Genomic DNA, 11,944 nt, shown 5'->3' with positions numbered 1-11,944 from the left:
CTCGCGGTCCTGCTGACCGGCGGCAACCGCAACGACGTCACCCAGCTCCTGCCCCTGCTCGATGCGATCCCGCCGGTCCGTGGCCGCATCGGCCGTCCGCGCCGCAGACCCGACTCGCTCTTCGCGGACCGCGGCTACGACCACGACATCTATCGCGACCAGGTCCGCGCCCGCGGCATCGTCCCGGCGATCGCCCGCCGCGGGACACGGCACGGCACCGGCCTGGGCACCTACCGCTGGGTGATCGAGCGGACCATCTCCTGGCTCCACGGCTTCCGGCGCCTGCGCATCCGCTGGGAACGCCGGGCCGACATCCACGAAGCGTTCCTCAAACTCGCCTGCTGCCTCATCACCCACCGACAACTGAGCTCATTGTGTTAGCCGTTGTAAGACGACACCACCAGGAGGAACCGGTGTCATACCCGCAACTGCTCACCGCCGAGGAGAAGCTCGCCGACGTGAAGAAGCTGTTGAGCCTTCCGCGTGTCGTCGTGATTTGCGGCTCCACCCGTTTCATGGCCGAGATGAACGAGGCTGATCTGCGGGAGGGCAAAGCCGGAAAGATTGTCGTCAAACCGGGCATTGACATGAAGTCGCCGCACGAACTGTGGTCCGATCCTGTCGAGGCCGAGGCGCTGATGGTTCGATTCGACGGTCTGCACCGGGCGAAGATCCGGCTCGCTGATGAGGTGCTCGTAGTCGGCGACTACATCGGAGACAGCGCCCGAGCCGAAATCGCCTACGCCCGGTCGCTGGGCAAGCCCGTGCGGTTCACGCACTCCGAAGTCGCCCCTGAGGCCTGACCGCCCGCTGCCATCTCGACAACCAGGGGCCGGCAGTCCGCCGTCTGACCGTTTCGGGGTGGCTTCGGCCGCCGTCCACCCCGCATCCTCCGCAGGCATCCCTTGGTATTGATCGTCTAGGCCGCCCTGGTGCCGTGACCGAGTCCTCCGTCTCGGCCTTCCTGCTCCGGGAACGGCGTTGCCGGGATGCTGTTCGAACAGCAACGCCACCCACTGCCTCCCGGTCTCGTGGATTTCTGCTGTCGGTTCAGACCGAGCGGGGGCAGTTCGGGCCTGGTCGGTGCTGTGATGTCGATCGGTAGTTGGTCGTTCCGGTCGGTTGTTGGCCCTGGTGTGGCTTGGGCCGGCTGTCTTCCGGTCAAGCAGTGGGGTCCTGGCCGGCGTCGTCCTCAATTTTTGTGTGAGGACGACGCGCAGCTGGTTTTCAGATGACCAGGACTCGGCGTCCGCGTGTGTGACCGGCCTGGCTGTCGATGTGTGCCGCTGCGGCCTCGGCGAGCGTGTACGACTTCTCGACGGGGATGTGGAGTTTTCTGCGCGAGATGAGGTCGACGGCTTCGGCGAGTGCTTCGGGCATGCTCCCGGGGGCGCCGGAGAATCGGACGCCGAGCTCGGGTGCGCGGAGATCGGCGATGGAGACGACCTTCTGTGGGTCTCCGGTCAGTTCGACGAGCTCGCGGATCACGCCCGAGCCGGCCAGGTCGAGGGCTGTGTCGACATGGCCGAGCTGCCGTACCCGCTCGACCCAGCCTTCGCCGTATGTCGTGGCGAGGGCGCCCAGGCTGCGCAGATAGTCCTGGTTCGCTGCCCCAGCGGTCCCGATCGTCGTGATGCCGCGGTCGCGGGCGATCTGCAGCACCGCCGATCCGACTCCTCCGGACGCGCCGCTGACCAGCAGCGTCTGCCCGGATCGCACACCGACCTCGCGGATGATGCGCAGCGCGGTCTCCACCACGGAGGGGTAGCCGGCCGCCTCTTCGAACGTCAGGCCCTCGGGCATACGGGCCCAGGCCGACAGCACGGCGAACTCGGCGTACGTGCTCGTGCCTTCGCCGAACACGCGGTCGCCGACCTCGACCCCTTCGACGCCGTCACCGACCTCGTCCACCACCCCGGCTGCGTCCAGTCCGACTCCGGCGGGCAACTCGATGGGATGGGCCCCCAGGACCTGGCCTTCACGGAGCCTCCAGTCGACGGGGTTGACGCCTGCCGCCCGTACGGCGATGCGTATCTGGCCGGGGCCCGCGTGGGGATCCTCGGCATCTATGAGGTGCAGAACGTCCGGACCGCCGAACTCGGCGAAGCTCACCTTCTTCATGCACCGAACATAACACTAACCGTTAGGGTTTTGAATCCGTTATGGATTCGTACCTGATAGTGTGAGGGTATGACCGTGCCGACCGGACGCCGTGAGCGCAAGAAGGCCGCGACCCGCCAGAAGATCGCTGACGCCGCCCTGCGGCTCTTCCTGGAGCGCGGGTACGACGCGGTGGGTATCCGTGACGTGGCCGCCGAGGCCGACGTGGCCGTCACCACGCTGTTCTCCCACTTCGCCTCGAAAGAGGCCCTGGTCTTCGAACAGGACGAAGACTTCGAGCAGCGCCTCACGCGGGCGGTCACCGACCGGGCGCCGCACGAGCCGCTCGTCCCCGCGCTGCGCCGCGAGATCCAGGCCTTGGTGCGACACTGCACGGCGGACAGCGCCGCCCCGATCTGGCGCATGATCGACGCCTCACCCGCCCTGCGGGAGTACGAGGAGTCGATGCGGCTGCGCCACGCGGAGTCGCTGGCAACGGCCATCGCCGCCGATCCCGACCTGTCAGGGACCCCAACGGCCTGCCGGGCGATCGCGAGGTTCGTGATCGACGCCTATGCGCTGGCCCGTGAGGCGGCCGATCCGCAGGCCGCGGTGGGCGAGATCTTTCAGATGATCGAGGCGGCCTGGGCCGTCGCCTGTCCCTCCAAAAACTCCACCGGCACGGCCAGGCCGTAGTCAGGATTCGACCCTGCCCCTCGCCGGTTCGCCGAACCCCCGGCCCCAGAGCAGATCAGTGGGCGAGCCGACCTTGACCGTTCTGGCCGGTAACCGTGGCCGCATGGCCTTTCCGGCGGTCGGGCTGCGGCCGGCCCCCATGAGCGGGACCAGCCGATGCCCTTCGGGGCCACCTGTCGTCCGCCATCGGGGCCCACAACCCTTCTTCGCATGCTGCTGACCACCGGCTACTGAACGTTGCGAGACCGTCTATCGATCTTCGTTCCGATCTCCTCCCCGCGCCCGGCCCGGCACGATGCCGTCGCGGGCCTCGGGCGGCGGGATGCGGGTCCGGTCACGGACGAAGCGGGGCTGCAAAGGGGGTGATGCGCCTATAGCGGGCGCTGACTGGTGAGTCGGATCAGGCGTGGGTCAAGGGGTGCCTCTTCACGGTGGCCCCGGCCGCGTACCGCTTCGCGCACACGTGGCTGGACTTGTCACCGACCCGGCCTGCTGCGGCCGCAGAAGCCCGAGGACGCGATGACCACCGCCTCCATCCCGCCGGCCACGCGGACGTTGTCCGGTGCCGCTGCGACGACGAGCCCCGCAGTACGCCCTGCTGCGAGCCCCGCTCTCAGCCCCGCAGCTTCAAGCCGCCGTCTGGCTGATGTCCCTGATCACACCCCTTGCCCACCTGCCCGAGCCGGTTGCAACTCCTCTTCTCCCAGCATGGATATGCCTGGAGAAGCGTCCCGTCCCCGCGCACGCAGCAGCGGGCCGGTGAAGGCCGGGGCCGAGATACGCGGCGAGGTGCTCCTCACCCTCGCTCAGCTCTGCCTGGCCACGCCCCATCAGCTCAAGGCGCTCCTGCTGCCGCACCACCAGGAGGCGGACTACATCCGCCGCGCGCTGCGCAACCTCCGCGCGGACGCCCTGGTCGGCCCGGAGTCACCGCGCCCAGCAGAGCTACTGGTACTGCACCCCGGCGGGACTGGCCGAAGCCGCCGCCTCCGGTGAACTCGCGCCGAAGGCCGGCCGGGCCACCGGGCAGCGCGCAGCCAGCAAGACGGGCCTGCGCGAGTACGCCCTCGCCCTGGTCGACACCGTCATCGCCTTCCACCACGCCGGCGCGGCCGACCAGGCCGACTGGCAGGTGGAGGTCGCCCACCCCACCCCGGCCGGCTCCCTGGTGCCCGACGGCGTGGTGCTCCTGGCAGGCGGCTCGCATGCGTTCGTGGGGATCGACCACGCGATGTCCTACGCCTGCCTGCTCGCCAAGCTGGAGCGCTACGACGCCTACGGCAACGCACCGGCGTCCGGCCGCGGCAACGCCGCCCGCGCTCCGCGCTCCCACTGGCAGGAGACCTACGCCGGGCCGTCGCTGGAGCGGCCCTTCCCGCCGCTGCTGTTCGTCTTCGCCCCTGCTCAGCGCCGCGCGGTACCGGGCATGAGGGAGGCCGCCTTCCACGACCGTGCCCGGCCGAACTGGCGGATCATGGTGGCGACGACGACCCTGCCCCTGCTGACCGTGCACGGGCCCGAGCGGCCGGTGTGGCGGGTTGTCGGCCATGGTGAGGACCGTCGGCCTCTGTCCGCGCTGCCGGCACCGCGCTGAAGCCGGGCGGGGCGGCCTGCCGCGGCGGCTGGGCAGAGAACTCCCTACGTTGTTCTGCGGGAGGCGGTGAGCCCTTCGTATGGTTCACCCACCCAGGGGCACCGGGTGTGGTTCAAAGAGCTCTGCCGCGTGTGGCTTGCACTGATTGGCCGCCCGGTGCCCCACGACGACTCGGCTGCCAATTAGGAATTGCGAATGATCGCTCTGTAGGGAATCGACAGCGAGGTCGTCCGTGGGAGGCATCAGCAGCACACCGCACGGAGGGACCACATGACAGCGATCTGGGCCGGCATCGACGCAGGAAAGACCCACCACCACTGCGTCGCGATCGATGACAGCGGCCGCCGGCTGCTGTCACGCCGCATCACCAACGACGAGCCCGAACTGCTCCAACTCCTCAGCGGCGTCCTGGCTCTCGGCGACCACGTGACCTGGGGTATTGATCTGGCCGACGGCGGGGCCGCCCTGGCCCTCACGATCCTCCTCAACCACGACCAGCCGGTGCACTACATCTCCGGCCGGGCCATCCACCGTGCCTCCGAGACCTACCGCGGCGAGGGCAAAACCGATGCCAAGGATGCCGCTGTCATCGCCGACCAGGTCCGCGTCCGCCGCGACCTGCACCCCTTACGCGCCACCGAGGAAGCGGTCACCGACCTCAAGATCCTCACGGGTCGGCGCATGGACCTTGTCGCCGACCGCACCCGCACGGTCAACCGTCTCCGAGCCCAGCTCACCGGTGTTTTCCCCGGCCTGGAACGGGCGTTGGACGTGACCAGCACGGGCCCGCTCACCTTGCTGACCGGCTACCAGACCCCCGCCGCCATTCGTCGGAACGGCAGCAAGCGGCTGGAGACCTGGCTGCGCAACCGTCACGTCGTCCGCCCCGACCGGCTCGCCGAGATCGCCGTCCAAGCCGCCGAACGCCAGCACACCAGCCTGCCCGGCGAGAAACTGACTGCCCAGCTGGTGCACACGCTGGCGAAGGAGGTGATGGCTCTCAACCAGAAGATCGCCGAGCTCGACAAGGACATTGAGGCCCGGTTTCGCGACCACCACGCCTTCCACGTGATCACCAGCATGCCCGGCCTGGGCGTCATCCTCGGCGCTGAGTTCCTGGCCGCCACCGGCGGCGACATGACGGTCTTCGGCACCGCTGACCGCCTCGCCGGCTTCGGCGGCGTCGCACCGGTGCCCCGCGACTCGGGGAAGATCAGCGGCAACCTGCGACGCCCCCAGCGATACAACCGTCGCCTCCAACGCGTCTTCTACACCTCCGCGCTGTTCAGCATTCGGCACTGCGACGAGTCGCGCCGGTTCTACGATCGCAAACGCGCCGAGGGTAAACGGCATACTCAGGCCGTCCTCGCGCTCGCACGCCGCCGCGTCAACGTCCTCTGGGCTCTACGACGCGACGACCGGCGCTACGAGCTGTCGCCGCCCACTGCCCTCGCAGCTTGACAGACCGCATTAGGAATCAGTGACTGCGTCTTTGTGTATTTCGGTTCGTGAAGGCCTGTGGCCGAGTCTCGGTCGTCGTCGGGGCGTGTTTCGTTCAGATCAGAGGGGTGATCTGGTCTTCGATACCGAGCAGGGCCCGGCCGTACATCTCGGTCGCGATGGCGGGGTTGATCATGGCATGCCGCGTACCGGTCTCCAGATCCCGCCACATGCGCTGCAGCGGACTGTCCTCGGCGAAACTCCGGGCTCCGTGGACATTCAGCAGCAGGTCCAGTGCCTCTCGTGAGCAGCGGGCGACTGTGCCGATGTCCATGCGCGCCCGGGTCCGGTTGACCAGGGGCATGCACGGGCCACTCGCCGCCCAGTTGTCGACATCGTCCGCGGCACGCATCAGGTGCAGGGTGGCGGTGTCGATCAATGATGCTGCCTCGGCGAGTTGCATCTGGGTGGAGGGTGCCTCGCATGCCTGTGCGTAGTGCGTATGCGAAATGCCCCGGCCGGTGGCGAGGGACGCCAGCACCAGTTCCATCGCGCCGCGGGCCAGGCCCAGCAGCGGGCCGGCGAGTGAGAGGGCGAGGGTCGGGACGAACGCCGCACGGTACAGGGCCTCGTCCTTGAACTCGGTCGGGTAAGTGCCCTGGAGCGCCTGTGTCACCGACAGGATGCGGTGGGCCGGGACAACGACGTCGTCGGCGGTGAGGGTGTTGCTGCCGGTGCCGCGCATCCCGGCAACGTGCCAGGTGTCCTCGATCGTCAGCTGGTTCATGGGGACCAGGGCCAGTGCTTGGTCCCGGCGCTCGCCGTGCTCGCCCGTGAGCGTCATGCCGAGCAGTGCCCATCGGGCGTGCAGACAGCCGGAGGCAAAGCTCCACCGTCCGCTGACGACGGTGCCCGCGTCGGTTGTCCTGCCGGTCCCGTGGGGTGGCAGGACTGCACAGGCACGGGTGCCGGGGTCCTGGGCGTAGACCTCACGCTGCGTGCGTTGGGGGTAGAGGCCGATGAGCCAGCCCGAGATGTTGATCAGGCTGGTGGTCCAGGCAGTCGATCCGCAGCCGCGGCCGAGTTCCGCACCCACTTGGACGAGCGTGCGGATGCGTGCCTGATGGCCCCCGAGCCGTTGGGGAACGGTGAGGCTGAACAGGCCGGCCCCGTCGAGTGCCGCGATGTTCTCTGGAGCGACACAGCGGTCCTGGTCGGTGCGGGCTGCGTTGCGCCGGAGTAACTCGACCAAGGCTGCGGCCCGTCCGGGCAGCGTGGCCTGCTCGATGTCCGGGGCTGGTTCCGCGGCGCCCATCGTCATGGGAGCTCCCTTCGTCACATGTGAAAGGGTCGGGCAAGAGGCCGGCGGCCGGTACCGGCACCGTACCTGTATGCCTGCCCGTGCCCCCTGGTGCGGGCCACTTGCTGCACAGGACCGAAAGTGCGGTCCTGCGGCCTCGTCAAGAAGGACGGTCCCGAGCATTCGCGGACTATCCGCGGGTGGTTGCTTGTGTCGTCGCTTCCCCACGGGTTGGGAGGCTGACGGGGAGAACGACATGGCTGCTTCCCACCGTGGCCGTCGGGAAGGCGTCACGCACCAGGGCTCTGAACCGCCCGCGGCGGTGACTTGAGCCGAATCGAACCCGGCAGCCGGCAGGCGCTGGGCCCGGAAGTCCGGGCTCGGCCGGCCCGGCGTGTTCCTGCTTCAGGGTTCCGGGGTGCACTGGGTGGTCTGTTCTCGCTGTGGATCCGATGCCAGGTCGGCTTTCCGCGGGCCTGCAGGCCCGACTGTGTGTTCGGCCCGGCGGCCATGTGTCTGCGGGTGGTTGCCGACCACCCCAGGCCCGCACCCCAGCGCCTGCCTGGGACCACCAAGAACACCGACACCGGCGGCACGTCTTCGCCTTGAGCATCGACGCTGTCGAGCGCGACGCTCTGGCCGGCCGGCTCGGGTGGTGCTCCCACGTGCCCGTCACCGTCGTCCTCGCCCGCTGAAGGAGCCGGCCCGGCCGGCGCCGGTCAGCTCGGTGCCTGCCGCATGTCCAGATAGCAGCGCAGCCGTACGCCGGGCTGTCCGGCGTCCCGTGTGGTGCGTTCCACCGCGGTGGTCGCCCACATCGACGCGAGCGCTTGCTGGAAGGCGAAGGCGGTCTGGTCGTCGGCGGCTACCACGTCCACGACGACCACGCCGGGCTCCGACACGTGCACTTCGTTGATCGCATCCACGCAACCCATGACGAGCATGCGTGGTCAAGGGGTTCTTGCTTCGCCAGGGGTTCACCCGCTCGGCTCAGCGGTGGATGCCTCACCTGGTGGTGTGGAGCGCGGTGATCGTGAGGGTGACGGGAGCGGGAAAGCACCGGACAGGGAAGCCTGTCGCGCAGTGCGGGCGGGCGGAAGGCGGCGCTCGGGCGGCACCGGCCGCCGGGCCTCGCGCACCTCCCCACCACGCCTCCACCGGAGGGGTGCCGTGCACCCTCTGCGGGGTGGTGCGACGTCACCTTCGGGAAGATCCTGCCCGCCACCCGGCCTCTGTGTCGCACGCACCGTGCCCTGTGTCCGGGGAGCGCCCGCGGTCGTGCTCGTGCGGGCAATGAGGTCCCCAAGCACCTGTCCGTGGTCCTCCGCGTCGCCGCCGGCGACGCGGAGGACCACGGGCGTATCAGGCGGTCAGGCGTCTGTTCGGCGCCGGGAGATCCTGCCCGCCATGTCCCAGGTGCGTCCGGTGGAACGTGGGCGAGCCGCTGACACGGGCTGTAAGGCTCCTGTGTCAGCGGCTCGTGTTCTGGGGTCAGGTCGGACTCACCCAGCGCGCCGCGACGGTCGTGCGTCCGTGGTCGTTGCTGATGAGGTGGGCGGAGCTGCCGCTGCCCCCTGAGAGGGTGTATGCGTGGAGCGTCACGCGGTCCCCGGCGTCGAAGCGCTCCAGGATCGTCTGGCCCCAGGTGCTCTGCAGGCCCACGCTCGAACCCTGGATGCCGGCCAGTGCCTCACTGCCGCGCAGGAGCGTGCCGTTGTTGAACAATGATGTGGTGACCCACAGGGCTCCTGACCCTGGGTAGATCGACGCGCGGGCGTTGTAGGAGATCTGCCACACGCCGGGAAAGGGGATCTCGAGTTCCGGGACATCGGGGATCTGCTGGTCGACGCTGGTGAGGGGGCGGTCGAAGCTGAGCGGATCGATCTGGACCCATTGCGGTCCTCCCCGCTGGGAGACCGCAGTGTTCGGGGAAGTCATGTCTGTCACGTTGCGCACGACAGTGGCACGTTAAGCGGCATTAACGAATGTTCGTCGGGATACCGCCGTCTGTCTGGCCGGAAGGCCGCGGAGAAACGTCACTATGTCCGGTGCCGCCGCGAGCGCTACAGGCGTCCCGGACACTGCCTCGCAGGGCGCGTGCAGGGATGCGCCACGGCTTCATGGCATCGCACTGCGGCATGGAGCTCTTCACCCACTACAGGTCGGTCCGAGACGCCGGACCTGACCCTCCGCGACGGGCAGAAGGTCACCTTCCTGGCCGCCGAGGACGGACGGCGCAGGCCGGGCCGGGCGGCACACCGTGTGCCGCCGGCCCGGCCTCCGCGCTGGTTCTTCACCCAGAGCATGGAGAACTTGATGATCTGGTCGATGTCGCTGGGGCGCAGCAGGATCGTGTCCCCGGTGTGCAGCGGCCCGGGCCGGCGGTGCTGCCACAGCCGGTGGAAGCGGCCGTCGGCGTCGTTGAAGCCGGGGTGCCGGTCGCCGTGCGGGCTGATCAGGCGGGTGGTGAAGGGCACATCGTTCGGGCCCGGCTGCCAGGGCTGCTCCGGCTGGCTCAGCACGTCCTCCGTCGGCGTTCGGTGATCACAACATGCCGAGGTGTGTCAGCGCCGGTCCGGGACGGGCGGGGCTTCCGGCCCCTTCGCCCACCCGGCCCCCGGAAACCCAGCGGGTCCTTCGGGGAGCGTTCGTCATCGCGCCGGGGAGCGCCCGGGGCCTTGACCGCTGCCACACCGGCGCGGGACGCGCGGTGCGCGCAACTCTCCGCAACCAGCTCGACAGGGGAGACAGTCATGGCGTCACGGTTCGTCGGGATCGACCCGAACACCGGAGGCGAGGGATCGCCCACGGTGTGAGTGGAAGAGGAGAGCGCGGACCTGGCCCTTCAGGGCGAGGAAGCCGACGGACTCCTCAAGGCCCAGGTCGGCTCCACCGAGTGGGTGGCCGGCCACAAGGCCGGGATTCCCCCGCACGAGCGGGTGATCCGGATTCCGGCCCGCAGGGTGTCGATCCTGAAGGGAGGCGTGTGATGCCGCGCAACGCGCAGCAGCTGAACACCGCGACGTTCGCTGAACTGCTCGCCGACACCCACCGCACGGCGGTCCATCTGGAGATGCGCGACGTCTACGCGGTGGGCGACGAAGCCGAGGACTTCGAGACCTTCCTGCGCACCGGCGTACCGAACGTGGACCCGGCCCGCTCGTTCTGGCCCCAGTGGATGCCACTCGTCAAGGACGCGGTCGCCCGCGGCGTGGTGATGCGCCGCGCGCGGATCGTCTCCGAGCCGGTCACCGACTACATCCGCTACGAGCACGCCATCACCCCGCTCAACCCCAGGCCGGAAAGGACGTGCGCTGGCTGCCCCGGCGCCACGCCTCCGGCATCGCGCTGCCCGGCAACGACTTCTGGCTCCTGGACGGCGAGCTCGTGCAGTTCCACCACTTCACCGGCACCGGCGACTGGGCACCAGACGGCAAGGAACGCACCAGCGACCCGGCCGCCGTCGCGCTGTGCAAGGCCGTGTTCGAGACGGTGTGGGAACGTGTGGGAACGCGGCATCCCGCACGAGAAGTACACCGTCCAGGCCCCCTTGAGCAGACCTGTGCCCGCCTCCCCGTCGTCCGGCGCACAGGCGGCCCGCCAGGCGCTCGCCGTGCGCTTGCAGCACCTGCGCAAGGACGCCGGCCTCACCGGGAAGGAACTCTCCGCCCCGTGCGGCTGGCACCCCGCGAAGACGACCCGCATCCAAAAGGGCGCGGTGCTGCCTCTGACGCGGACATCCGGACCTGGCGTGCGGCGTGCGGCGCCGACGACCAGGCCGATGACCTCATCGCCACCGCCCGCGCGGTCGACTCGATGTACCTGCAGTGGCGCCGCCTGCACCAGGGCGGCATGCGCCAGGTCCAGGAGGACGGGTACGCCCTGCACGAGCAGACCCGTCACTGCCGGGTCTACGTCTCCAACGTGCCGCCGGGTTTCCTGCAGACGCCGGCGTTCGCGACGGCCCTCATGGAGCAGATCACCCGCTTCCAGGGCAACCCCCGACGACGTCGCCGAAGCGGTCGCTGCCCGCGTCGCCCGCTCCCGGTTCCTCTACGAGGGCGGCCACGTCTACGCCGTCCTCCTGGAGGAATCCGTCCTGCGCTCCCGCACCGCCGACCCCGAGGCGATGCGCGGGCAGCTGCGCCACCTCCTTTCGGTGATGCCGCTCGCCGCGGTGTCAGTTGGGGATCATTCCGTTCACCGCGCAGCGCACCGTGTGGCCGCTGGAGGCGTTCTACGTCCACGACGACACCATGGCCGTGGTGGAGACGCTGACGGCGGAGATCAAGGCGACGCAGCCGCGCGAGGTCGCCGACTACGCCAAGGCGTTCGCCGGCCTCGCGTCGATGGCCGTCTACGGCAACGGCCCGCGCCCTCATCCGGGCCGCGATCGACGCCCTGGAGTGAACTTCCGCAATTCCCCGCAATCTCGTTGAGGAGCGAGCGGCGGCCTCCGTAGCGTCGAACGACACCGACGCACTCAGCAACGCAGGCGGTGCCCCATGAGCGCACCCACACCCACCGGCCCCGCACCGGAAGGACGCGGCCTCGACCCCCCGGCCTTCGGCCGGCCCTGCCGGGTACTGCTGGCCCGCGCCGACCGCGGCTACGCCCGCTTCCCGCCGGCGCCCAGTACGAGGATGCGCACCCGGCGATCCTTGCGTGGACGCAGAGTAAGGCGGCGGACCGTGGCACGAACGAGCTGTCGTTCAGCGACCTCCGGGCCATGATGGCGAGCTGACCGCCGACCGCTGACAGCGCCGGCGCCCACGGACCATAGCGCGGCGAGCCCGGGCGAGCGGGCCGGGATC

General features: G+C 69.5%; 11 protein-coding genes and 3 pseudogenes. 9 read left to right on the top strand and 5 right to left on the bottom strand.

Features of this window, described 5'->3' with window-relative positions; genetic code table 11:
• The coding region (locus ABZ937_RS42365; RefSeq protein ID WP_361700920.1) for an IS5 family transposase at nucleotides 1-381 on the top strand (381 nt) is incomplete at its 5' end.
• 32 nt (nucleotides 382-413) lie between these two features.
• Nucleotides 414-803 (top strand): hypothetical protein, encoded by a 390-nt coding sequence (locus tag ABZ937_RS42360; protein ID WP_361700918.1) that lies wholly within the window; start codon nucleotides 414-416, stop codon nucleotides 801-803.
• 424 nt (nucleotides 804-1,227) lie between these two features.
• On the opposite strand, the gene ABZ937_RS42355 is transcribed toward ABZ937_RS42360, so the two are convergent.
• A complete protein-coding gene (locus ABZ937_RS42355; RefSeq protein WP_361700915.1) occupies nucleotides 1,228-2,121 on the bottom strand; it encodes an NADP-dependent oxidoreductase in 894 nt (297 codons plus the stop codon).
• A 69-nt stretch (nucleotides 2,122-2,190) separates the two neighbouring features.
• Between ABZ937_RS42355 and ABZ937_RS42350 the strand changes: the two genes are divergently transcribed.
• From ABZ937_RS42350 to ABZ937_RS42335, 4 genes are all read left to right on the top strand, one after another.
• A complete protein-coding gene (locus ABZ937_RS42350) occupies nucleotides 2,191-2,796 on the top strand; it encodes a helix-turn-helix domain-containing protein (protein ID WP_361700912.1) in 606 nt (201 codons plus the stop codon).
• Between the two features lie 708 nt (nucleotides 2,797-3,504).
• Complete coding sequence (locus ABZ937_RS42345; protein ID WP_361700909.1) at nucleotides 3,505-3,792, top strand: hypothetical protein; 288 nt, start codon at nucleotides 3,505-3,507, stop codon at nucleotides 3,790-3,792.
• 136 nt (nucleotides 3,793-3,928) lie between these two features.
• Nucleotides 3,929-4,390, top strand: a complete 462-nt coding sequence (locus ABZ937_RS42340; RefSeq protein ID WP_361700906.1) for a hypothetical protein — start codon at nucleotides 3,929-3,931, stop codon at nucleotides 4,388-4,390.
• 270 nt (nucleotides 4,391-4,660) lie between these two features.
• On the top strand, nucleotides 4,661-5,851 hold the full coding sequence (locus ABZ937_RS42335) for an IS110 family transposase (RefSeq protein WP_361700903.1): 1,191 nt from the start codon (nucleotides 4,661-4,663) through the stop codon (nucleotides 5,849-5,851).
• A 94-nt stretch (nucleotides 5,852-5,945) separates the two neighbouring features.
• Here ABZ937_RS42335 and ABZ937_RS42330 read toward each other — a convergent pair whose 3' ends face one another.
• The 4 genes from ABZ937_RS42330 to ABZ937_RS42315 all read right to left on the bottom strand — a co-directional run bounded on the left by ABZ937_RS42330 (nucleotide 5,946) and on the right by ABZ937_RS42315 (nucleotide 9,652).
• The gene (locus ABZ937_RS42330; RefSeq protein ID WP_361700900.1) at nucleotides 5,946-7,151 is read right to left on the bottom strand and encodes an acyl-CoA dehydrogenase family protein; all 1,206 of its coding nucleotides are present in this window, start codon (nucleotides 7,149-7,151) and stop codon (nucleotides 5,946-5,948) included.
• 698 nt (nucleotides 7,152-7,849) lie between these two features.
• On the bottom strand, nucleotides 7,850-8,065 hold the full coding sequence (locus ABZ937_RS42325; protein WP_361700923.1) for a DUF6207 family protein: 216 nt from the start codon (nucleotides 8,063-8,065) through the stop codon (nucleotides 7,850-7,852).
• Between the two features lie 556 nt (nucleotides 8,066-8,621).
• Nucleotides 8,622-9,068: a hypothetical protein gene (locus ABZ937_RS42320; protein WP_361700898.1), complete on the bottom strand. Its 447-nt coding sequence runs from the start codon at nucleotides 9,066-9,068 to the stop codon at nucleotides 8,622-8,624.
• A 125-nt stretch (nucleotides 9,069-9,193) separates the two neighbouring features.
• Nucleotides 9,194-9,652 carry a hypothetical protein gene (locus ABZ937_RS42315; protein ID WP_361700895.1) on the bottom strand — a complete coding sequence of 153 codons (459 nt, stop codon included), beginning with the start codon at nucleotides 9,650-9,652 and terminating at the stop codon, nucleotides 9,194-9,196.
• 231 nt (nucleotides 9,653-9,883) lie between these two features.
• Here ABZ937_RS42315 and ABZ937_RS42310 point away from each other — a divergent pair.
• The 3 pseudogenes from ABZ937_RS42310 (at nucleotide 9,884) to ABZ937_RS42300 (ending at nucleotide 11,540) form a co-directional block, all read left to right on the top strand.
• Nucleotides 9,884-10,163, top strand: a pseudogene (locus ABZ937_RS42310) (hypothetical protein).
• A pseudogene (locus tag ABZ937_RS42305) lies at nucleotides 10,120-10,677 on the top strand (DUF6879 family protein); the annotation flags it as partial. The pseudogenes ABZ937_RS42310 and ABZ937_RS42305, both read left to right, overlap by 44 nt.
• Before the next feature lie 15 nt (nucleotides 10,678-10,692).
• Nucleotides 10,693-11,540: pseudogene (locus tag ABZ937_RS42300) on the top strand (DUF5753 domain-containing protein).
• Nucleotides 11,541-11,944 lie beyond the last annotated feature (404 nt).

Source organism: Streptomyces sp. NPDC046727, assembly GCF_040645635.1.
GTDB lineage: Bacteria > Actinomycetota > Actinomycetes > Streptomycetales > Streptomycetaceae > Streptomyces.
The sequence above is the reverse complement of the archived record's forward strand: the minus strand, read 5'-3'. Positions and strand labels throughout refer to the sequence as shown.